At 39.4% G+C, this 23,437-nt stretch carries 21 protein-coding genes; 3 read left to right on the top strand and 18 right to left on the bottom strand.

Annotated features, from left to right (window positions below; all coding sequences use genetic code 11):
- Positions 1–412: 412 nt before the first annotated feature.
- The 14 genes from ESV85_RS06955 to ESV85_RS06890 all read right to left on the bottom strand — a co-directional run bounded on the left by ESV85_RS06955 (position 413) and on the right by ESV85_RS06890 (position 16,432).
- On the bottom strand, positions 413–3,103 hold the full coding sequence (locus ESV85_RS06955; RefSeq protein ID WP_146916028.1) for a cation-translocating P-type ATPase: 2,691 nt from the start codon (positions 3,101–3,103) through the stop codon (positions 413–415).
- A gap of 360 nt (positions 3,104–3,463) precedes the next feature.
- Positions 3,464–4,063 carry a hypothetical protein gene (locus tag ESV85_RS06950; RefSeq protein WP_146916026.1) on the bottom strand — a complete coding sequence of 200 codons (600 nt, stop codon included), beginning with the start codon at positions 4,061–4,063 and terminating at the stop codon, positions 3,464–3,466.
- Positions 4,064–4,136: 73 nt separating this feature from the next.
- On the bottom strand, positions 4,137–4,385 hold the full coding sequence (locus ESV85_RS06945) for a hypothetical protein (RefSeq protein ID WP_191321960.1): 249 nt from the start codon (positions 4,383–4,385) through the stop codon (positions 4,137–4,139).
- Positions 4,382–4,597, bottom strand: a complete 216-nt coding sequence (locus tag ESV85_RS06940) for a hypothetical protein (protein WP_223275937.1) — start codon at positions 4,595–4,597, stop codon at positions 4,382–4,384. The genes ESV85_RS06945 and ESV85_RS06940 overlap by 4 nt, the downstream gene beginning before the upstream one ends.
- A gap of 37 nt (positions 4,598–4,634) precedes the next feature.
- Positions 4,635–4,886 carry an ArdC family protein gene (locus ESV85_RS06935; protein WP_146916023.1) on the bottom strand — a complete coding sequence of 84 codons (252 nt, stop codon included), beginning with the start codon at positions 4,884–4,886 and terminating at the stop codon, positions 4,635–4,637.
- Positions 4,887–4,898: 12 nt separating this feature from the next.
- Complete coding sequence (locus tag ESV85_RS06930) at positions 4,899–5,084, bottom strand: hypothetical protein (RefSeq protein ID WP_146916022.1); 186 nt, start codon at positions 5,082–5,084, stop codon at positions 4,899–4,901.
- Between the two features lie 333 nt (positions 5,085–5,417).
- A complete protein-coding gene (locus ESV85_RS06925) occupies positions 5,418–6,254 on the bottom strand; it encodes an endonuclease/exonuclease/phosphatase family protein (protein WP_146916156.1) in 837 nt (278 codons plus the stop codon).
- Between the two features lie 31 nt (positions 6,255–6,285).
- The gene (locus ESV85_RS06920) at positions 6,286–7,059 is read right to left on the bottom strand and encodes an endonuclease/exonuclease/phosphatase family protein (RefSeq protein ID WP_146916021.1); all 774 of its coding nucleotides are present in this window, start codon (positions 7,057–7,059) and stop codon (positions 6,286–6,288) included.
- Between the two features lie 16 nt (positions 7,060–7,075).
- Positions 7,076–8,242 (bottom strand): Sb-PDE family phosphodiesterase, encoded by a 1,167-nt coding sequence (locus tag ESV85_RS06915; RefSeq protein WP_223275926.1) that lies wholly within the window; start codon positions 8,240–8,242, stop codon positions 7,076–7,078.
- Positions 8,243–8,262: 20 nt separating this feature from the next.
- The gene (locus ESV85_RS06910; RefSeq protein ID WP_146916019.1) at positions 8,263–10,011 is read right to left on the bottom strand and encodes a RagB/SusD family nutrient uptake outer membrane protein; all 1,749 of its coding nucleotides are present in this window, start codon (positions 10,009–10,011) and stop codon (positions 8,263–8,265) included.
- Between the two features lie 19 nt (positions 10,012–10,030).
- Positions 10,031–13,549 carry a SusC/RagA family TonB-linked outer membrane protein gene (locus ESV85_RS06905; RefSeq protein WP_223275925.1) on the bottom strand — a complete coding sequence of 1,173 codons (3,519 nt, stop codon included), beginning with the start codon at positions 13,547–13,549 and terminating at the stop codon, positions 10,031–10,033.
- Positions 13,550–13,666: 117 nt separating this feature from the next.
- Positions 13,667–14,650 carry a FecR family protein gene (locus tag ESV85_RS06900; protein WP_146916018.1) on the bottom strand — a complete coding sequence of 328 codons (984 nt, stop codon included), beginning with the start codon at positions 14,648–14,650 and terminating at the stop codon, positions 13,667–13,669.
- Between the two features lie 94 nt (positions 14,651–14,744).
- A complete protein-coding gene (locus tag ESV85_RS06895; protein WP_146916016.1) occupies positions 14,745–15,332 on the bottom strand; it encodes an RNA polymerase sigma factor in 588 nt (195 codons plus the stop codon).
- A 638-nt stretch (positions 15,333–15,970) separates the two neighbouring features.
- Positions 15,971–16,432, bottom strand: a complete 462-nt coding sequence (locus ESV85_RS06890; protein WP_146916014.1) for a hypothetical protein — start codon at positions 16,430–16,432, stop codon at positions 15,971–15,973.
- A gap of 436 nt (positions 16,433–16,868) precedes the next feature.
- Here ESV85_RS06890 and ESV85_RS06885 point away from each other — a divergent pair, with 436 nt between their 5' ends.
- The 3 genes from ESV85_RS06885 (at position 16,869) to ESV85_RS06875 (ending at position 19,110) form a co-directional block, all read left to right on the top strand.
- Positions 16,869–17,399, top strand: a complete 531-nt coding sequence (locus ESV85_RS06885; RefSeq protein WP_146916013.1) for a PRC-barrel domain-containing protein — start codon at positions 16,869–16,871, stop codon at positions 17,397–17,399.
- A 534-nt stretch (positions 17,400–17,933) separates the two neighbouring features.
- Positions 17,934–18,371, top strand: coding sequence for a peptidylprolyl isomerase (locus ESV85_RS06880; protein ID WP_146916011.1), 438 nt, complete (start codon positions 17,934–17,936; stop codon positions 18,369–18,371).
- Between the two features lie 133 nt (positions 18,372–18,504).
- Positions 18,505–19,110 carry a hypothetical protein gene (locus ESV85_RS06875; protein ID WP_146916009.1) on the top strand — a complete coding sequence of 202 codons (606 nt, stop codon included), beginning with the start codon at positions 18,505–18,507 and terminating at the stop codon, positions 19,108–19,110.
- Here the strand turns inward: ESV85_RS06875 and ESV85_RS06870 are convergent.
- From ESV85_RS06870 to ESV85_RS06855, 4 genes are read right to left on the bottom strand one after another with little or no spacing between them, the layout of a single operon-like run.
- A complete protein-coding gene (locus tag ESV85_RS06870) occupies positions 19,107–19,811 on the bottom strand; it encodes a TrmH family RNA methyltransferase (RefSeq protein ID WP_146916007.1) in 705 nt (234 codons plus the stop codon). The genes ESV85_RS06875 and ESV85_RS06870 overlap by 4 nt on opposite strands.
- Positions 19,812–19,828: 17 nt before the next feature.
- Positions 19,829–22,450: a DNA gyrase/topoisomerase IV subunit A gene (locus ESV85_RS06865; RefSeq protein WP_146916005.1), complete on the bottom strand. Its 2,622-nt coding sequence runs from the start codon at positions 22,448–22,450 to the stop codon at positions 19,829–19,831.
- Positions 22,447–22,776 carry a hypothetical protein gene (locus tag ESV85_RS06860; protein WP_146916004.1) on the bottom strand — a complete coding sequence of 110 codons (330 nt, stop codon included), beginning with the start codon at positions 22,774–22,776 and terminating at the stop codon, positions 22,447–22,449. The genes ESV85_RS06865 and ESV85_RS06860 overlap by 4 nt, the downstream gene beginning before the upstream one ends.
- On the bottom strand, positions 22,760–23,389 hold the full coding sequence (locus tag ESV85_RS06855; RefSeq protein ID WP_146916003.1) for a SatD family protein: 630 nt from the start codon (positions 23,387–23,389) through the stop codon (positions 22,760–22,762). Before ESV85_RS06855 ends, ESV85_RS06860 begins: the two co-directional genes overlap by 17 nt.
- Positions 23,390–23,437 lie beyond the last annotated feature (48 nt).

The raw sequence follows: 23,437 nt of genomic DNA, 5'->3' as shown, positions 1-23,437 counted from the left end.
TCGATTACTTCTTCATATTATGACTAATTCCGGATAGAAATTCTAACCTTCCTTTTCCTAAAAAATGTCGACACCAAAGCCATTAAAATTGGAAAAGAAAGTAATCTTAATAATAAGAAGATTCCATAGCACCTAGTTTAAGTATTAAAAATGGCTTTATTCATGGTAATAGCGTGTTCAACAGCTTGTAAATACTCATCAATTGAGATGTGAAAATGAAGCAGGTGCTCCAAAAGATTGAGTAATTAGGTAAGGAAAACAAGAAACGAAGGCGTAGTCTAAATTCTTTTGAAACACTGATCTTTTTCTAATTAGATTTCTTGGGTTAGGTGCAGCCAGTGGTGGTTTGGTTTTAATAATCTCACCAGATAGGGAAATTAATGGTTACCTATGCCACTACTAAATCTTTCAGCTAGGCAGATGATTTATGGCTCTGAATTTTTTTCCAAATCGACATGTAAATCTGAATTCCAATTAATGGGAGCACTCCTGCTATGATGGCAACAATCCATAGCTGAGGAGAGAGTACATTCAGCTTCAAAACCAAGCGGAGCTCAGGCACTATAAAAACCAGCGCCAACAAACCCACACAAAGCAGCAAGGCAAACCATACAAATTTGTTGGTTGTAATTTCGTTTACAATCAATTTTGAATGAAGCGAAGACATATTGAATACATGAAAGAGCTGAGCAAATGTTAAGGTGATAAAAGCCATATTGTTTAATACAATCTCATCTTCAGTAATAAAATGCTTTGTATACAAAACGGCCAGTATCACAGACAGCGTGAGGGTTAATGCATAGGCTGAAATAACAATCCAGTCCCTAGTAGAGATTATATTTTCCTTAAAACCCCTTGGAGGGCGCTGCATCACAGTAAGATCTCCCCTACCCAATCCCAAAGCCAGTGCGGGAAATACATCAGTGACAATGTTCAGGAAAAGTATTTGTAGGGGGATTAAAGTAGCTGCAGGAACAAACAAACCAAGCGCAGTCACGATCAGAATCTCACTCATATTACAAGAGACTAGATAGATGACAAACTTTTGAATATTTTGAAAAATTTCACGCCCATGTGCTATGGCTGCGGTGATCGAAGTGAACGAATCATCTTTGAGGACAATGCTGGCAGTCTCCTTGGCAACCGCTGTACCTCTCAATCCCATGGCAATGCCAACGTCTGCTTTCTTGAGTGCAGGAGCATCATTTACACCATCTCCTGTCATTGCCACAATGTTACCGGCCTTTTGATAGACATCTTCTATTTCTAGTTTTTGCTTAGGAGTAGTTCGCGCAAATACGGAAGTGCTAAGGATTTTTTTCTTCCATTCTTCGGTAAGCTTATCCATAGCAGGAAGATCTTTACCTGTAATTACCTGCTCTTCGTCCTGCTCCACCAAGCCTGTCCGCTTGGCGATGTTAAGTGCCGTGAGGGGATGGTCTCCTGTAATCATCACGACCCGTATCCCTGCCTTTCTACAACTAAGGATCGTCTCTTTAATATCCAGTCGGGGCGGATCCAAAAATCCAATCATACCCACGTAAATCAAATCGGATAAATAATTTTCGTCTTGAAATGTTCCTTCCTTATAGGCGAAGGCCAATACGCGAAGACCATTTGCAGACATCTTTTCGGATTCAGCGAGTATATTACTTTTTTCAGTGGAGGTAAGATCCGTAATGGATGTTCCGGATTGCACCTTGCTACATTTGACAAGCATGTCTTCCACTGAACCTTTCGCAGCAACAAAATTTTTATCAGGGCCTTGATGCAAAGTGCCCATTATTTTAGTGACTGAATTAAAGGGCACCTCGTTCAGGCGCTCGTATTCATTATTTAATGTTTCGGCATTTGCTTCGGAGGCAGCAGTAAGATGAAGAAGTGCAATTTCTATGGGGTCACCCGTTGCTTTCTTTTTTTCAGTTTCAGCGTTAGCATCGTTACACAACGTTCCGATTAGTATCAGCTTTTCAAAATTCTCTTTACTTCGTTCAATTTGTCCATCATCGAAGCGCAGCTCACTATTTTCAATCTTAACCTGCACCTGCTCTCCTGGGAAAGAAAGCATTTCCACAGAAATCTTATTCTCTGTTAAGGTTCCTGTCTTATCTGTTAAGATCACACTCGTGCTGCCCAGCGTTTCAACGGCAGAAAGTTTTTTTACAATGGCATTACGTTTGGCCATCAGCAACATTCCATAGGCAAGAGCAATGGTTGCCACGATAGGCAGTCCTTCCGGAATAGCGGCCACTGCCAATGCAATGGAGGTCTCCAAAATCGATTTCCATGCCTTCCCCTGAATAATTCCTGTGGTCGAAAAGATCAATGTCATACCCAAGGTGATCCAAATCAGCTTTTTGCTTAGCGCGTTGAGTTTCTTATCGAGAGGTGTGGCTGAAGAGGCAGAGCTTTCTACTAATGAAGTGATCGATCCCAATTGGGTATGTTGAGCTATGCCGGTGATGACGGCTTTGCCATTGCCATTCATTACTGATGCTCCTTTGAAAACCATATTTATCCGATCTCCCAACGGGACATCTTTTGTAAGCTCATCAGTATTCTTTACGGTAGGAAGGGACTCTCCGGTAAGGGAAGATTCATCGCACTGTAAGTGATTTGCTTCGATAAGTCTGCCATCTGCAGGGATGACGTCGCCTGCCTCCAACATGATGACATCTCCGGGCGTTAACTTGTCTGCAGCAATATCCATGACTTTTCCTTGCCGTATCACTTTAGATTTGATGACATCCATCTTTCGCAAGGCGTGCATGGAACTTCGTGCCTGCATTTCCATTAAAAACCCGATAAGTGCATTAATGAAAATGACAACCCCAATTGCAATAGCATCCAGATAATCATTAAAGAATAAAGAAACAGCGGCACCGAAAACCAGCAGGTAGACTATAGGGCTTATAAATTGTTGCAAAAGTATATGCCAAATGCTCTTTTCTTTTTGAATCTGGTAAATGTTAGTTCCAAATACTTTTGTCCGATTTGTTGCTTCGGACATGGTGAGTCCATTATCGGAATCAGTTTGAAAAGAAGTTACAATCTCCTTAACAGACAATGTTTGGACATTTTCAAGAGGATATTTGATATTCATCGGCTTAGCTAGACTGCCTCGTTGAGCGTATGCGCTAAATCTCCATTTTCAATAGTAAGTGTCTTGTTCAAACAAAACAGATTGATTCTGAAAGAACTACCACTAAAAGCGAAGATCAAGAATGGATACATAGTTGTTCTTAAGGTACACATAATTACCCACTCAATATACTGATGTGTGATACATGTAAATACACTGGATCATAGTGTAAACAATATCTGGGAGTAGTGAGGGTACTTTTAACTTCCAATCCCCTAATTAAGAAAACCGCCAATCTATTTGTAAAAACTCAAGCTGTTTAAAAAAAGGGTCATGCCATTCAGAATTCAAGCCACTTGGCTAAACATCCCTTCCCTCGCCCTAGAAAAATCTCAAAACCTGTGCACTACAGGGAGTAAGCTGGAGTTCGATGGTCCTGTTCTGGAAATGTGAACTCTTGTCACTTAACAATTCGATGCAAGAAAAGGGGGCTTTTGTGCCAAGAATGGTCTCCAGGTCAAAGGAAATATGTTGGTTGCTACTGATGTCGAAATTACATACAATGAGAAATCCAATCGTCTCTACTGCTACTTCCCGCCGGAATGCCGCTATAATCGCATCGTGACCATCGTCCACAAACTGACAGTTTTCCCCACATTGGAAAGCCGTATTCTTTACCAAAATATCATTCACCTTACCGATAAAAAGCCCAAAACTCGTCTCTGACGGGTAATTCATCTTTGCTTTTTTTCCTTTAAAATATATTCTTTCCTTTTCACCAAACTCCACTCCCTGCGGTATTCCCGTAGCTCCTGTCCCCAATAAGGCAGCCGCAACATAACGGGGAACAGTGGAATCTGCACTACTAAATTCCTGTGCAGGAACACCACAATCGTGAGAGGTGATTGGCATAAAGTAAAGAATCTGCTTAGAAACCCGGAGTATGTATAAAAGGTATTCTAACTGTAATGCTTTGGTCATTGACCCAACAAAATGAGGATCACTGCTATGCAAGTTATCGAAGCGTACAAATCCCCCGTATCATTGGCATATTTTACCAGAAAAGCACGTAGTCTGTCATGTAGTTCCACATTTCAGAACGGATTTCTTCGGAAGGATGCACATAGTTAATCAAAACCAGATCGTTCCAAAAACTCCACCCCTTTCCTTCCCAATATTTAGCTCGTTGAAGTCCATTGGGTTGATTGACGTCTTCGACAATCCAATCAGGAGCCCGTTGCGCCATCTTACTATTTACGCCCACATGGTTCATAACCAAATCAAAGCACAAACGGATATTCATTGCCTTGGCCTCTTCGATATATTCTTCCAACTGTGTAAGATTACGGAATAGGGACTTACAGAAGTATCCATTACAGTAATTGGAAGCAAGTGTATGGCAGTGAACCCCATTGCTTTGATGCGTTTGAGATCAGCTTTCAAATCGTCTATGGTTCCGGAAACAGTTAGGATAAACGTATAAAGGGTAAGCGCATCTACTTGTGGTGGATCCACCAAAATCTACGCATCAGGAACATCATCCCTGGTCCAGCTAGCTCCTTTGTTCAGAGAGAATTCCGGCAAAAAGGAATAACAGATCACTTTTCCCCATCTTCTTATCTCTAAAAGCAAAGTTCCAGTAGCAGATAGGTATAGACTTCACTCCTTTCTTGATTCTCCCTCCCAGCGAGTTGGCCTGTTTGAAAGTCAGGTAATAAGGATACTGATGTCTGCAGGATAATAACAACCATAGATTGATGCCTTTGTAGGGTTTCTTGGTCGGGTAAATTGCAGGCAATCCCATATTATTCCAGGGTTACTTCCAGGGAATAACTCCCTGCTCCAGTTTCTCTATTATCAGATCGGTAAACTTCTCATAGATATCGGATGATCCATTTGTACTTTTCGAATTGCTCCACTCACTTGGAAAGGCATTTCGCCCGCTTCTTTTTGCAGATGTTTGAGATGATCTCTTTGATGATGTTTTTGCTTCAGTCTTCATAGTCTTTTGTGTTTTGGTTAGACAAATAGGTATAAAGCTCTACCAGCCTGAGGGCAGCACTACCTGCAAGAGGAAACGGAATAAACAAGCAAAGGCAAGAGCGCTGGCTTTATGCAGTAGTCTCTTGCCTCGTGTGCTATACTCAGGTTAAATTGGCGGAAGAAGGAATAGAAAAAATAAGAATAATCTACAATGGTCTTCCTAAAAACTTGATGAGTGAATACATAACTTAGGAATTATCTGTTTAGAATTTTCAGCTGTGACAAGTTTAAAATTTGTGTCAAGCTATTGGGTGAAAAGTTCCTACTCGAATGGATTCGTTATTTCACATTTTCAATCTCTAAATTTCAGCTTCGCCAAAACAGGTAAATGATCCGAAGCATAATGCTCCTGAATGACCTCATGAAACATGGTTTGAATTCCAAAATCAGGTGAATACAGAATAAAATCAATTGCCTTTCGAGGATTGACCACAGGGATAGTTGGTGGACAACCTTGCTCACATGTTCTATCAAATATTGAATCCAAATGAGCCATTGTCTGACTCGATGCTTCTACATTAAAATCCCCGACCAATACGACTGGTAACTCCTCATCTTCAAAATAGGTCGTAATTGCTTTTGCTTGTGCAAGGGCATTTGCATCACTCGTAAAATCCAGGTGTGTATTTCCAAATCTCACCTTCTTGCCGTTAGGCAAATCTACCGTAAGTACAGAAAGTGTACGTCTCTCTGATCCGGTTTCTTCAGGCAACCGAATTGTCTCCATCTGCGAAATTGGATATTTACTTAAAATCGCCGTGCCATATTCTCCCCCCTTATAATCGATCCCTTTGGAAAAATAGAAATGCATTTCAGTAAGTTCAGCCAGCTTTTTGGCCTGATCCAGATGCATTCCCGAGCGCTCGTTGTTCACATCTATTTCCTGCAAACCCACCAAATCAGCGTTGGAATCCATAATCACTTTAGCAATTCCATCCACATCGATCAAGCCTGGTTTACTTGGCGGATTGCAGTGATGAACATTATAGCTAAGAACCTTCAATTCAAACCCTTCCGTATTCTCAATTGGCTCATCACGATCCGTACTGACTGAGGGCTCCTGAGCTTGAGCACAGGAACCAAAAAGAGAAATTAAAAATATAGAGAGTCCAATTCGTAAGTTTTTCATAAGTAGTTTTTGCATTAGATAATCACTTGGGCTAGTTACAAATGAGTACAATTTCTGCCATAAGTGGAAGGTGATCGGAATGTTTGACAGCATTAGGAATTTGAATTTTGGGTGATTCCAAGAAACAATTCTTACTGACCCAGATGTAATCAATTTTCTTTACTGGATCTACAACTGGGAAAGTATTACCAAGATTTGCATCCGCCATTGTGTAATTCTGTGACAGCAGTTCCATTTCTTCAGTGCCAGGTTCTGCATTGAAATCGCCCGTAAGAACTACAAGAAGATCTGAATCCAAATGAGCTAAGGTTTCACCTGCCTGGATCAAACGTGTAGCTTGATCCAGTGCAAAATGAACGGTGGCAAAGCGCATTTCCTCCCCTTCAGGAAGTGAAATTTTCGCAGATAGCAATGCTAGAGATTTCTTCTCTCCATTCTTTATAGAAGTGATTTTGTTATTTTGCTGACTGATAATCGGTTTTTTGGACAAAATACCCAGTCCATAAGCACCTCCGTCATATTCAAAGTGCCTAAGAAATGCGTAATGCATTCCGGTGATTTCGGCTAGAACTTTCATCTGATCTACATTTCCAGATCTATTACAAACGCTGTCCACTTCCTGCAAGCCTACCAGATCAGCATTCGAATTCCGGATAAACTCACCCATTTTTTCGAGTGTATTCACTTCATTCTGATCAGCCCCATGATGAATATTGTAGGACATAACTTTGAGTGACTGAGCGCTAGTCTCCTGTGTTTTCAGAAAAAGAAGACAAAACACAATGAAATAAATTTTAAACCTCATCAGATGCAGTTTCACGCTAATTAATTTCTTCAATAAAAAGCAGGAATTCGGTTTCCAAACCAGATTCAGGAGTGACCAGAATATTCTCTACGGTCACCTTGATTGTAGTTTTGGCTGGATATTTCCAGATCGCTTTCAGAATCACTTGAGTAGTATCATGAGGGGGTATCACTACCTGCCCCATAGGAAATCCTTCTATATCATATTCAGCTTTCATCTTAGTTTCAAAAGGAATATCCGAGTTATTTACAAAGTTTACAATCAACAAAGGTTCTGCTTTTCTCAATTTTCGCTCAGTAGTAACTTTCACAGAAGATTTAAATAGCGCTTCGGCTTCCGGCTGTCTGGCGATCACATAATCCCCAAAATATAGTGCTGTTCTCTTGTTAAAGAGCGCTTCCTCTACTCCTTCCGCAGACCTTTCCTTTACAAAAACCAGTGTCATCGGGCGATGCGTATCCTTATACCTGGGATGATTATCGTAATGCTCATCCGTATTACACAGCATTGTCAGATCATGCTCCAGAGCCATTCTGTGTGCAATCACATTGTAATTACCAGAATTGACCACCTCTACGCCCTTGAGAATATCAGCGTCCAATAATTCCTGATGAAATGAGGTGAACAAAACCGTGTCTTTAGTATCCCACCAACCCCAGCTCGGATGATTATATGATACAAAAGCATTTTGCTTCTTCACTGCCAGAAATGGCCCCATCAGCTGATCATGAGTTATGCTGTCTTTCATCACAAATTCAGCTTTACCACTTTTCATGTACTCCGTTGGCAGAATATTGGCATCCTCCAAAAACAGGGCATTGTGATGATAGGGTGCTACACGTGGAGATATTTCCACTCCTTTGATAATGATCAAACCTTTGTTAGTAGCAGCTTTTGATGCGATTTCATAAGACTTATTATAGTCTTGGTCAATGATGTTAGGAAATCCCTCATAATCTATATGTTCTGTCAGAGAAATCACATCCAGATCATCCCGTATGGCTTCATTCACACGAAATGTAGGCCATACGTGCCCATCAGAAAACACGGTGTGCATGTGAAAATCCCCTTTAAGTGTATAATATCCAGGGATATCCGGTATAATCACCTTGCTCTCTTGAGCATAGGAAACACTACTGATGACGAGCGTCATCAGTAGTGAAATTCTAAGTTTCAGTTTCATCGATTCTTGGATATGACGGATCAATCCCATCCTGGATTTTGCGCTAGTTCTGGATTCAATACGATATCAGTGTTAGAGATAGGATGCAGGTACTTTTTATCAGGGAATTCCCTATCCTCATCATCTCTCCAAATCAAATGACCTTTGGTTCCTTCTGAAAGTTTAGAGGCTTTGCCATCTATTACAAAGTATATCACACCAGGAACTTTCGTTGCAGGAACAGTTTGCACAAAGGATACGTCCGGAGTTCCGTTTCCATCCAAATCCATAGGAGTATTTAATGCAGGAACATAGATGCCTTTCCATGACATTTCTACCAGATCACCTTTCTTCCAACGCATCAGGTCATCATATCTCAAACCTTCATAGCATAGTTCAATCCCACGTTCTCTTCTAACTTCCAATAAGTATTTATCGGAGATTTCTGGAAAATAAACTGCTTGAAGATAAGAATCAGCCACAGAAGGAATAACGGGATCTACTCCCGCTCTTTCTCTTAAAGGAGCAATAGTTTCCATCCATACGGATACATCAAATTCACCCAGTTCAGCTTTTGCTTCCGCATAATTCAATAACACCTCTGCATATCTGATTAAGGGAATTGAATTGTATGCTTCACTTATCCCATCGTAACGCTTGTCATCCAAACTGAATTTCAAAATATGATAGCCTGTATAGGTATATCCGAAATTAGGAGGAGCCGCACTTCCGTCACTTCGAGTATAGCCAAGAGAACGTACAGTCTGTGCCAATCTATGATCTCTATTTTCCATCTCCTCCACAAATACTTTCTCGTCAAAACCTGCCTGTTCTGTAAAACGCGAACCGTCTGTCATCAGATAAGTATTGATAAACTGCTTATTCAAACCCCATCGTGCACCATAGGTAGCAGAATTAAATTTCCAGGTAATGTTATGCCATCTCCTAAGTGAATTATTGTACACCACAGCTAGCATTACTTCTTGACTGATTGGATTCTCAGAAATAAATAAGTTGCGATAGTCAGACTCCGGAGCACCATTGCTATACAAGCTATAACGGCCGGCATCCATTACCATTCGCGCTGCATCCGCAGCTTCCCTCAACATTTCATCAGATCCAGCTAATCCCAATTCAGTATGATACTTGCGATAGGTTCCTTCAAATAGGGCGACTCTGGATTTGAATGCAAGAGCTACTTGTCTAGTAATCATAGATGCGCGGTTGTCCTTGGTATCCCGGATATTTTCCACTGCAAAATTGAGGTCAGCCATCACATTATCCATCACTAGTTCTCGAGAATCTCTGGCTTTAAACAAGTCAGCATCATCTGTTGCTAGGGTTCTGTCATACCAAGGCACATCTCCATAACGCTTAACTTTATCAAAATAAAACCAAGCTCGGAAGAAACGGGCAATACCAGCATAGTGGTTTCTGGCTTCTTCAGGAATTTGCTCTTTGTTATAGTTTTCTAGAAAGTAATTGATATTTCTTAAGTCTGTCCAGTTCCAAGCACCTTCATTCACCGATGAATAGGAACCTGAAATAAACGTTGGACTTTGATTTTTGGAAGTAAATTCTCCCAATTCGTCACTTTGTACAACTTCCAATCCACCAGGGATCATTCGCTGGTAGAAAGAGTTGGTATAGAGTTCCAGATCTTTTTCAGTTTGAAAAAAGGTGTTTGGAACTAGCTTATCAAAAGGCTCAGTATCGAGAAATTCTTCACAGGACGTAAACGCGAGCGCAAGAAACAGTTGGAGCAATATAACTAAGGTTGATTTTTTCATGATCATTGATTTCAATGGATTAGAAAGAAAGATTGAGTCCGACCGTGTAGGTCTTCAGCATAGGATAGGCATCGCCTTGTCCATGGCTATTTGTCATTCCGCCGGACGGATTTTCGATGATTTCAGGATCAAAGTTGTCCGTGTGTTTGTACAAACCTGAGAAAGTCAGGATGTTCTGTCCACTTACATAGATCATGGCATTTTTCATTCCTGCCTTCTCTATCCAATGTGCTGGGAATGTGTAATCTAGTGTGACATTTTTCAGTCTCAAATAACTGGCATCTTGCAAATAGCCTGTCTGAGGTGCTCCCAAGGATCGATTGGTACCCAAAGCAGTATAACCTCGAAGTCTTGGCCAATAAGCATCGGGATTTTCTTCAGTCCAATAGTCATCCATCATGATTTCCGGCTGAAATCCGTAGGGTCTATTATAAGGTCCATAAAATAGATCTGCTTCAGGTGCGAAGTACCAGTCTCTCTTAGCAATTCCTTGGAAGAAAGCACTCAAGCCAAAGCCTTTCCAATTGGCAGAAAAATTAAAACCAAATTGATAGCGTGCGGTATTGTTTCCAATAATTCTTCGATCACCAGGATTAGCCACTGTGTTTTGTCCTTGATTGATCACCCCATCGCCATTAGTATCTGCAAACTTCAAATCACCAGGGAGCCATTGTCTATTGTTGGAATTTATCAAGAAAGACTGATCTGCATGATTAGCCACATCTTCTTCTGAAGTGAAAAAACCCCTGCTTTCATAACCCCAGATCTCACCAATTTTACTTCCTTCATAATAGGTGCTACTGATGATTTTCTCAGGGTTATTGAACTTGGTGATTTCTGATTGATTATCCCACAGCGAACCAGTGAAATTAACTTTCAAAGGACTTCCACCAGCATTGAACTGGTCTCTCCAAGTAACCGAAAATTCCCAACCTTTGGTAGAAAGATCTGCGTAGTTACCATAGGGCACCGTTGCTCCGAATACGTTCGGTAGTGGCGGTCCGTAGGTAAACATATCCGTAGTGATACGATTGTACCAATCATAAGTAAAATTTATCTTTCCTTGGAAGAAGGAAGCATCCAAACCAATATCGAAGGTGGTGGCTTTCTCCCACGTCAACCCTGTAGGAATAACACCAGGCAGGGAAGTATACCCTTTTTGCACCCCCTCTAGAATTAAGCTGGTCTTTCCAACCGACATAGTTTCCATATAACGGTAAGGAGCCACATTGCCATTTCCTAATGTTCCGTAGGAACCCCTGATTTTCAGATTTTCCAACCAAGTTTTGGCGTTCGACATAAATCCTTCTTCGGAAATATTCCAACCTGCAGACATAGATGGGAAGAAGCCAAATCGCTGTTCATTAGGAAACTTGGATGATCCATCATATCGCCCGTTGAATTCTAACAAATATTTCTCTTTGAATGCATAGTTCAGTCGGTAGAATGCCCCTACATATTTCCATTCATTTCCGCCTCCGGAAATATTGTAATTCAAGCCATCAAGTAGGTTGAAATCAGGTTTGGAAGGCACAAGTAGTCCATCGCGCTGAGAGTCTGTATTTAGATAGCGATTGCTTTCCACATTATAGCCCAACAATAAGGTAAAGTTGTGCACATCGTTGTAGGTCTTCTTTAGTTCAGTTGTAATGTTGGATCCCCAATAAGTAGTTTCGTCAGAAAGCTGTCTGAGAAGACTTTGGCCAAATCGAGCAGTATGCTCTGGAGCATTACTGTAATTTATAAAGTTATTGAAGCGCTTATCAGTATTGAAAGTCTTGGCAAAAGTGAAATTTGCTTTGAAGGTCAAGAAATCGCCAAAAGGTTTTGCCGTCAAGCTAGGAGTGTTTCTCACATAGAATTTAGACTGATTAGATTTGCTGCTTCCTTCTACAAATGAGGCTCCTGTATTCACCCCTTGCTGGGTAAAAGTCCCGTCGGGATTGCTCATCATAGACATAGGAAATCCACCTACAGCCATATATCTCCAAACTCCTGCATCACCGTTGGCTAGCAATGGGTATTCATACTTATAGGTACTTAGGTCAAAATTATTTTCCAAGGAAAGCCATGACTTCAAATCCACCTCACCCTTTGCCCGAATATTGTATTTATCAAATTTGTCAGGAGAGTATCTAAATATTCCGTCTTGGTGATAGTACAATCCAGAAATGAAATACCTTGCTTTATCATTTCCTCCTGAAGCAGAAAGGGAGGCTTCCAAAGCGGGCATTTTATCCCGATGAAGTAATTGAAACCAATCGGTATTTCCATAATATTCGTATCTGTTTAGTTCTTCATTGAATTCAGTTTTTGGCAAAGAAGAGTCATCATTATGTGCTTTGAGACGATCTAAGTACTCTAAAGAGAATGGGAAATTCGCATTGACAGAAATAGGGTGAGTCTTGTAATCATACCAAGCAAAAAATGCTTCATCAAAGTTTTTCGCCCATTCATATCCGTTGGTAACTAAATTGGGAACTACGGTACGTTCATTGACTGATCTACTTATTTTCAGATCTAGGCTAGTCTTGCCTTTCACTGGATTTTTTGTCGTGATAAGGACTACACCAAATGCCGCTCTAGAACCATAAACTGCAGCCGAGGAAGCATCTTTCAATATTGTGACACTTTCAACGTCATTCGGGTTTACCAAATTTGCATCGCCTTCTACCCCATCAATCAGCACGAGGGCATCACCACCTGCTCCTATAGAGGTAGCTCCACGGATGTTAAATGCTGCTGAGCGAGTTGGACTACCATCCACCATTTTGATATTTAGGTTTGGTAGTGCTCCCTGAAGCATTCTGGTAAGATTAGGCGATGGTCTATTTTCAATAGCTTCTGATCCAATCTGCGATACAGCTCCAGTCAAATTAATTTTCTTCTGTGTGCCATAACCTACGACCACAACCTCCTCCAACTGCTGAGGAATCAGATTGAAAATGATATCTCCATTTCCAATAATCATCACTGTAGGAATATACCCCAATGCAGAGGCTTTGATTTCTTTGCCAACTAGGTATTCTTCAATCTCCAAGGACCAATTACCATCCAAATCAGCAATAGCTCCCTGACTGGTTTCATTGATAAATACACTTGCTCCCATGATCGGTTCTTGAGTTTCCGAATCTAAAATCCTACCTGAGATTTTAATTTTAACTTCAATAGCTTCTTGGGATTTTTTCAAAGCAGGTTTTACTGCGATAGACTCATTGACTTGCTTGAAGCCCAATTTAGTCTGTGCTGCTACTTCGTAAAGCAAGGTTTCAAGATCAGAATTTCCAGAAAGCAATAGATGCTTATTTTCTATCACTTCTGGATTGAAATGAAACCGAAAGTCAGATTGCTTTTCTACCAGATGAAAAAACTCCAGAACTGAAGTTCTTTTAGACTGAATTGTAATCTTAGTCAGATTAAGATGTTGCGCGTATGTATCATTGGCTAAAGCCAATCCACTCAGGCAATAGGTCATCATCAAGACTACCATGAGGCACTTGGATGTATCCCACATGAGTTGTAGTAGTTTTTTTTTCATAATTTTGATAAATAAAAGGTTGAGACTTGGAGGTGCCGCATCGCCAAAATTGTACACCAATAAGTCAGATAATTCATTCGATCTTTGATCCGGTGGTTTTCGTAATCACCGGTTTTTTTATTCACATGGTTTTGTATGGATTGTTACATTGGTATCATTTATTTTATAGGTTAGGTTAAGCGCATAGCTCAGCGTTTCTAGAATTTGCTCCAAGCTTGCCTGTGTAAATTCCCCGCTGTAATGGCAGTTTCTTCCCTTGCCTTCAATCTTTATATCTACTTTATACCATCTTTCTAAGGTGGACTGTATGACATCTATCCCGGCATTATCAAAAGATATTTTGCCTTGTCTCCAATCAGGAAGTTGTTCTATATCAAATAATTCAATGTCACTTATGCCTTTTTCAGATGTCCAGGTTACTTTTTCCCCTTTTAGAAGAATAGCAGAATCAAGCTTAGATTTCTGATTGAAAAATTTCACTTTACCAGAATACACTGACAGCTCAACGCCTGCATTTTCGTAAGACTTGAGATTGAAAGAGGTACCCAGTACCTGTGTAGAAATCTTACCTGTGGTAATCACAAAAGGAAAATCAGGATTACGCACTACTTCAAAAAAAGCTTCTCCAGACAATCTCACTTGACGATTTTTGGGAAAGTCCTCCGCATATTCTACTTGTGAACCAGTGCTTAGCCAAACCTTAGTGCCATCAGGAAGAAAAAAAGTGGATACCTTTCCTATATCATTGGTATATAACCCTGCTCCAAGAAAGGTTTCAGTTTCCTTGTCAGGAAGAACAGACAATAGTCCATATCCTCCTCCACAAAGCAGCAGCAGAATTGCAGCTTTCCAAATCCATTTCCCGAAAATTGATTTACTATCCTTTTCCTTTTGACCATCGAAAGGCTGGATAGCATCGAGAATACTTTCCCAAGAATCCGTTCTGATCTGATCAATATCATCAGGCTTTGAGGCTGTCTCATTGAGCGACTGATACCAATGATTCAATCGGTCAATATTCGATTGATCCTTTGCTTCCTGATTAAAAAGCTTTCTTACCTGTTCTTTGATTTTCTGTGAATCCATAAAGTCTCTCTTCATAGGTAAGAGACCCTATTTGTCACATCTGTCTATTCCAATTCCATTATTGAATCGTGAATAAAAAAATCAAATTGATAACAAATTGATAAAGGAATTAAGAGATAATTATAGATAATATAGAAACTGCCATCAGGTTGTTTTCCAGTTGGCTCTGGATCTTTGAGTTCGCCTGACTCAGGTGGTTTCTCACGGTAGACTCCGCTATACTATATTTCTCAGCCAGCTCTTTGACGGTTTTATTTTCAAATCTATTCTGTAAAAAAATCTGCTTACTTCTAGTCGGCAGTTCATCGATTTTGTCCATCAAAAAAGTATAGAGTTCATTAAATTCCATGATCTTAAAACCATCAGCAGAATCACAGTAAAAAGTATTCGGTATGACAGAATCCAATTCATCAAATACAATTTTCTCCTGATCTATCCCTTTGAGAAATTGATATTTCAACATGGTAATCAAGTAGTTTTTAATATTTTGTATCTCCCCGATTCGCTTCCTGTACTTCCAAAAATTTATAAAAGTTTCCTGAGCCAGATCTTGCGCTAAATCATGCGATTTGGTTTTCTTGAGCGCAAGCAGAAAAAGCATTTCCCAGTAGGTATCGAACAGCAATTTAAACGATGTATTATCGTCCTCATCTTGAATTTCACGAAGAAGCTGCTGTTCATTAAGAATCGATTTCATGCACTTTTATTTGAAGTAAAGTTATTACAGCCATTCCCGTATGTGCAGATAATCATGTTAAGAATTGGTTATGATTAGAGCCATAACCATTCATCGTAATTTATAAATCAAATGTTGACATGTGGATTAACTCGAAAAGCCTATCAATTAAGATCTCGATGTACCATTCTTTTTGGATGATTCTATCTATGAAAATGGCAGTGGAGCTAAATCGTCACAAAAGTATTTTTCAGATAAGGAACTCTGTTTTGATATTTCTGTATTCCTGACGGCAGCACTACCTGCAAGAGGAAACGGTATAAACAAGCAAAGGCAAGAGCGCTGGCTTTATACCTTAAGCTATAGCCTCGAGTGATGGGATCAGGTTAAATTAGCGGAAGAAGGAATAGAAAAAATAAAAATGATTTAACAAATCCACTCTGGAAATTCAAGTGCGCTAATCATAGATTAAGGATATACTATATAACTTTTCCTCTTAGGAAAGTTTATGATTTGTGTAAAGTTTTATCAGGACAAGACAGTTTGGCAGTATCCCTCAACACCTGAACTGATACAATATTCCCAATTATATCCTTTTCCCATGTTGAAGAGCAGGCATTTTAATATTTATGGAATTCTAGGTTATTAAAGAATCTTCATTAGCCTCTCATTCCCAAATTCCCTCTTTTCAACTCAATGTTTTCACGAACAGTTCTTGCAGCTTCTTTCAAATATTCAATATGCTCATCACGCCCATATAAGGAGTAATCATCACTTACATCGATATTATCCTTTTCCCTTCTTTCGTATCTGCTATTCTTAATTTGCTGAGCTCGTTGGCTAAACTCTTCTACACTATCTCCATTATCGATGTAGTTGGCTTCATCGTGATGCAGCTTATTATTTCTCAAGGTCACAAATGGAAGCCCCCCTATTTCAAACAATATCTCAATATCAATCAGCTCTTTTGAATACACTATCCAAAACTCTCTGCCTACAAATTCATTTTTGGAAATAGCATATCCAAACTCTGAGATTAAGAAATTAAATTCTTTTGCAACGTGATCAACATGTGTATTAAATGCTAAATTTTGAGATACAGGAGTGCTTTTGACTGCCATTGTGAAGAAGGAATTTTTTTACGCTTTTGTTGATGTCTTCAAGAATGGCTTTAGCAATTCGTCCCAAAATGAAGAATTCCATATCTGTAGAATGCTTCTTTGAAAAAAATAACGAACTCTGAATCTATCCTGAAAGGCGAAATATCCGCAATTATCCTGAGTTTATTGTATTAAGGACGGGCCTATTGATGAAATCCATTGAATTCTTGGTGGCTAGTTGTTGATAAGTCTGTGGGAGTCAATTGTGTAGAAAAATAGGAACATGAATTTAACTAAAAACCCCCAACAGATGGGATTTCATTCCACGAAAAGGGAAAGTCATTCACACCCTGTAAGAGATAAAAGTACCTTAAGGGACTTCAATCTATGAATTAGCCTATGGCACAGATCTAGGATATAGTGAATCAAATAATTAATTCACTAACCAACTAACAAAATGAATATCTCAAATCATTCCCAAATCAGTAGCTCAACTGCTACTTCACGTAAAGTAAAAACAGCGAGAGATGAGTCTGTAGGATCAATCAAAGATATCATGATCAATACCTCAACAGGTCATGTTGATTATGTCGTTCTAAAAGTAGACGAAGGTTTCTTAAACCTAGGTTCTAAGCTTCTTGCCCTACCCATGGAATCGTTCGAGTTTAATCCAAAACAGGATGATGTAATTATCGTCAAGGAAATCAAAGAAACCCTGGAAAACGCCCCTGGTTTTGACCATGACAACTGGCCATCTGGACCTCAAGCCGAATTTATCCATGATATGCGAACCTACTATAGTGAGGAATCCCGTAGTCTATACGGAAGATACGATCACGAAAACAGATCATATTACAGTGACGAAGATCGATTTGATATGCAATCGAAGCAAATTAGAGACAGACAATCCGGTGATGGTTTCTTGGAAATGGACCACCGTGGGCAAAGACAATCAGACATACGAAGAGGAGGAAGTCCTTTATTATAATTGCTGCTCCAGTACTTGTGTAAGGCTAATCCAGCATTGGATTAGCCTTTTTTTGGGTACTAAGATTTATTCATCACTAATGACTACATCCAAATATCCTATCTGTCTTAGCAGCATACCTCTTGATAGTCCGTGTCAAAGAATTTGAAAAAACGTAGCAACTTATGTCTTCAACCGACAATTCTGGGTGAATTCAAAGAAATATCTTACTACCATAAATTCCATTCAAATAATACTTTTGATGAAGAGGTAATCTTTTTTTCAATCAAAAGTCGATTATTCAATTAATCTTATAAGCTTTTTTTAAAACTTATTATCCATTGATTTTAAGTCATTTACCTATTTATTAGTAAGATTGATTTATAAAAACATCTTTTCAAATCTCATTAAAACAGCTATCAATAAAACTATTGGGAGTTATGAAAAGCACTCTATCTATTAATCAAGTGCTAATTCTTTCCTGAATTATTATATTTTTGCAAAGCTTAGAATTCAAAAAAATGACAGATCAGAACATAACAAATACCTGAAAAGATGAAGACAGCAGAATTGATTACTGAAAAAGGCACGATGAAAGTGGAGTTTTACGAGAAGGATGCACCTCTCGCAGTCCAGAATTTCATTGACCTTGCCAACAAGGGTTTTTATGATGGACTGACCTTTCATAGAGTTATTCCAAATTTTGTGATACAAGGTGGTTGTCCTAAGGGAAACGGTACTGGAGGCCCTGGTTACCACATCAAATGTGAACTAGATGGCGAAAACCAACATCACGAACGAGGTGTGCTCTCTATGGCTCACGCGGGTAGAAATACTGGAGGATCTCAATTCTTTATTTGTCATAGTAGAGACAATACTGCTCACCTAGACAGAAATCACACGTGTTTCGGCAAAGTAGTAGAAGGATTGGATATTATCGATGAGATCAAAGCAGGCGACAAAATAGAAAAAATTATAGTTTCAGAATCTTAATAGATTTTAGGACCAATTAATAAATGCCCTCTAAAGCTATTCGCTTTTAGAGGGCATTTTTTTTTGCTCATTTTTTAATTTTCAAAGGTTGGAATAGTTATTGAATAAGGGTCATTTCCTTTGATAATAGTCTATGCAAGCACGTCTAACTCTACTTACCCTTCTCATCTTCTCTTCAATTTCTTTGACTCATGCCCAACGCTATGGCACTGCGGTGGGACTTCGATTTGGAAACAATAACCAGTATAGAACTGTAGGACTAACTGCTCAGCAACGAATTACCAAGCAGGTTTCAATCGAGGCTATTCTTCAGTCAGATTTTAAGCTGAATACAACTTTTACAGCCTTGGTGGAAAAACATCACCCCATTATCTCCAAGCGATTTAATTATTACTATGGCGCTGGTGCATCCTTTGGTGTAGAAGAAAGCTTTGTGAAAGACGAAGAAAGCAAGCAAATCTTACATACTTACGGTAATTCAACTGCAGGAGTAGATCTAATCGGTGGACTGGAACTCACGGTCTTGAATACCGTCATTTCCTTGGACTACAAACCGAATATAAACCTAGTCGGACGCGAGGATTTTTATAGAGGACAAATGGGAATATCGGCGCGAATGGTATTGGTGAAAAGTAAGGAGCAAAAGAAAAAGCAAAGACAACGAAAAAAAGCCAAGAACAAATCGAGAAAAGTGCCTTTAAGTGAGCAAATCAACTCTATTTTCCAGAAGAAGAATTAAACGTTCCTAGTCTTCAAATAGGCTTTTTCATGCAATTCAGGTCTGGTTACCACAGATCTATACCATTTCATTCGAAGGATTTGCTTCTCATATTCCGTCAGATAGAAATCCGGATGATCGTAATTCTCTACTTTTTTAACAAGCTCGTAAAGAGCAATGGATGCAGCCACGGAAATATTAAAACTCTCTGTGAAACCCAACATAGGTATATGAACTAACCCATCCACATTTTCTTGAACTTCTGCACTTATACCCTCATGCTCATTTCCAAATACTAACGCGATCTTTTCATCCGGTTCCAAATCATGAATGGAAATTGAACCAGGCAATGGACTAGTTCCATAAATTTTGTATCCCTTTTGTTTCAATGCAGAAAAACAATCCTGAACTGCAGAACCTTCTTTGTTGTGATATTTATGCAGATCAATCCACTGAGATGCTCCACGCGTGACAAAAGGATTGATCTTATACATATTCACTTTTTCTATGACATGCACATCCTGTATACCAAAACAATCACAGGTTCGTAAAACTGCGCTGGCATTGTGTGGTTTGAAAATATCCTCTAAAACGACCGTAAGGAAGCGGGTTCTTTGAGTAAGGACTTTCTCCATCACCGACTTCTTATGGTCAGTGATGTATTGGCTTAAATAATCCAGCCAGCCTTGGTCTATAGGTTCTAATTGACTTTTTTTCTCCATTTAAAAAATGAGGCTAGTTAAAATAGCCCCAATTGTTCTTCATCGTCTTTTTTCACTGATAAATCTATGGTCGAACCGATTTCAATATCATCTTCTGATTCAGATTCGTTTTCATCAGTCTGCTCAGCTTCTTTTTTCACCTCAGCTTTTTTGGATTCAATCAAGCTCAAATCTTTCACTTCATAAGTGCTTAGCTTATTACCCAGTGCCTTCCAACCCTTGATATCGATGAGCATATCCAAATCATATTCCATCACTTCTTCCTCTTTTCCTTTGATCAAAGTGACTCTAGCTTGCGGTTGTTTCTCAGTGGAAACAAGCTTCAAATACGATTGTTTGTGATCCGAAATAAAATTGAAATTCTTATTTAATGTTGTAGTCTCTACCTGGAAACGTTTTATATAATAGGTTTTGCTAGCGCCATCAAAGTATATGGCTGACAGTACTTTATCAGGATTAAATTTCTCTATTAAAATAACATTGGCGACATCATATCGATTGGTTAATTCAAAAGTAGTCAGCTCATAATCACCACTTTTGTAACAAACCAAAATCCTATCATCACCAAGGAAATTACCAATCAATTTTCCACGCTCATCTGTATTCAATCGGCCAACAATCGGATCATAATAAATATCAATTCCTCCCAAAGTGGAAACACCTTCCATCTTCAATTGAATTTTTCGAATCGGGTATCTAGTAAGAATATTCCCTCCTGCTCCTCGTCCTTTAATTTCAATTGTAGAAAAATCAAAATCAAAAACTTTCACACGAGCCTTTGCCCCCTGAGTCAGGTAAACTGTGATAATCTCTGCTTCACCATTAGGATTTGCAGTCAGATAAAGGTGCTTGCTTCCCTTGCTTCCCTTGGTAAGTAGGTATTCTTTATCCCTAGTCACAGCCAAAACCTGGAAGCGTTTCACCATGGCACGGCCACTTGTACCATCTAAATAAATGTAATTGTAGACCATCCGCTCATCACCCTTTCGGAAAACTGCCACATGCAAAATATCCTTACCCATGAAATTCTTCTCCTGGATCTTGGAAACCATGCATACGCCATCCTTACGAATTACAATGATATCGTCGAGGTCAGAACAATCACAAACAAACTCATCCTTTTTGAGTGCGTAACCCACAAATCCGTCTGCTCGATTCACATAAAGCTTCGCATTACTTGCAGCTACAGTATTAGCTTGTATTGCGTCAAAAGTCCTGATTTCAGTCTTACGCTCGCGACCCTTACCGTATTTTGTAAGTAGGTTTTCATAGTATGCTATCGCATAATCCGTCAAGTGCCTCAAGTGATGATTCACTTCCTTCAGCTCATCTTGAAGGCGTTTCATCAGCTCATCAGCCTTGAACGTATCAAATTTCGAAATTCGCTTGATCTTAATTTCAGTCAAACGAACCAAATCGTCTGTCGTGATTTCCCTGTAAAAGTCAGGTTTATAAGGATCCAATCCTAGATCAATAGCCTTCAAAACATCGTCCCAAGTAGTACACTCCTCGATGTCTCGGTAAATTCTATTCTCGATGAATATTTTTTCAAGAGAAGAAAAAAGCAACTTCTCCATCAACTCCCCTTTGCGGATTTCTAACTCACGCTTAAGGAGAGCCCTGGTCTGCTTGGTGTTATAATCAAGAATATCATTTACCGTAAGGAAAACTGGGGTATCCTTGATAATCACACAAGCATTTGGTGAGATGGAAACCTCACAATCAGTGAAAGCATATAGCGCATCAATCGTAACATCCGGAGAAACTCCAGGTGCTAGCTGAATAGCGATCTCCACATCTTTGGCTGTGTTATCGACTACTTTCTTGATCTTAATCTTCCCTTTATCATTAGCTTTCAGGATAGAATCAATCAACGTATCCGTAGTCACTCCAAAAGGTATATCCTTAATTAAAAGGGTTTTACTATCTTCTTCTTCAATTCTTGCCCGAACTTTTACTTTGCCACCTCTAAGGCCCTCATTGTACTCAGAAAAGTCTGCAAATCCTCCTGTGATAAAATCAGGAAGAACATTGGATCTATTTCCCTTGAGAATCTCAATGGAAGCAAGAATCAACTCAATAAAATTGTGTGGAAGGATTTTGGTAGAAAGACCTACTGCAATACCTTCTACCCCTTGAGCAAGCAATAGCGGGAATTTAACGGGAAGCGTTACTGGCTCTCTTTTTCTACCATCATATGAAAGTTGCCATTCGGTAGTCTGAGCATTAAACACTACTTCCAGCGCAAATTTGGAAAGCCGAGCCTCTATATATCTAGCAGCAGCTGCACGGTCCCCCGTACGGACATCGCCCCAGTTTCCTTGAGTTTCTATAAGCAGCTCCTTTTGACCAATATTTACTATAGCGTCACCAATAGAAGCATCTCCGTGTGGGTGAAACTGCATGGATTGACCGATGATGTTAGCGACCTTATTAAATCGACCATCATCCATCTCCTTCATCGCGTGCATGATTCTCCGCTGCACTGGTTTCAATCCATCCTCGATAGCAGGAACAGCTCGCTCTAGGATTACATAAGAAGCATAATCCAGAAACCACTCCTTGTACATGCCTGTCACCGGGACAGATGTGTGCAGGGATTCATCTCCGTTCTTAGGTAAGTTGTTTTCGTCACTCATAGTGTATTCCAGTATGTATAAAGTTGGAAGGTCAATAAAACCAGTCCAACAGAAATCAAATTTCCAATTAGGAAATAATCATTTGAAATTTTGTTTTCATCTGCTTTAATTCTCGTACCGATTTTCAAAGCGCCAAATAATGTCAATCCATGGTAAACGCCAGTGATCAAGCAGAGATAGACAAAGATTCGCTCTATGATTCCATTCCACATAGGACGTTTGGAATCATGATTTTTCAGATACTTAATCCGAACTAGCTTAAAAATAAAATAAGCCAGAACTTCTGAAACCAGATAAAAACCGATAAACCTAATTTCTGTCTCCATATATCAGATTGACAAGCTTCTTCCTTTTTTGATAGGAAGCGAAATCTAAGGATCTAAACCTTCTCCACATTAGCGATACATCTTTGTCTAAGTCTTTAGCCACTTTCTTGTAGTCTTTAAACTTAAAATATCCCTTGATAATGTCGCGATCTTTCCATTTCCATTGCTCTTGTAGCTCCAAGAGCAAATTGAGTGACAAGGACATCTGGCGCTTTCTTGGGAAATCCCCATTCAGAACCAACCTATCATCCTCCTTTTTCATCTCTAATAATGCCTCTCTAGTTTCCATTAAACCTGATCCCAGCATCCCATAGGCGATGACTGGATTGATATCTGTATCAATTTGTCCCAGTGTCACACTGTATCTTATCAAAATAGGAATCTCTAGTTTCCATCTATATTCCTCCAAAGCGACAAGAACAAAGGCAACATCCTCTGGAGATTTCACAATCCCCTGAAACTCGTCACCCAATGTAATTGTCAATGGAGAAGCTAATACCTCTTTAAATGCTTCGTTAACCATTTTAATTAGCTCAGCGAAATTCCTCTGTAAGGTTACTTGATCTGCATCACTGCTTTTGACCACATCCCCCATTACAATCCACTCTTTCATATAGCATTATTTACACAAACATACATTGTGAATATAAAGCAATTTCAA

The sequence above is a fragment of the Algoriphagus aquimarinus genome, from assembly GCF_007997215.1.
In the GTDB taxonomy this organism is placed as follows: Bacteria; Bacteroidota; Bacteroidia; order Cytophagales; family Cyclobacteriaceae; genus Algoriphagus; species Algoriphagus aquimarinus_A.
This window is presented reverse-complemented; position numbering and strand designations above follow the sequence as displayed.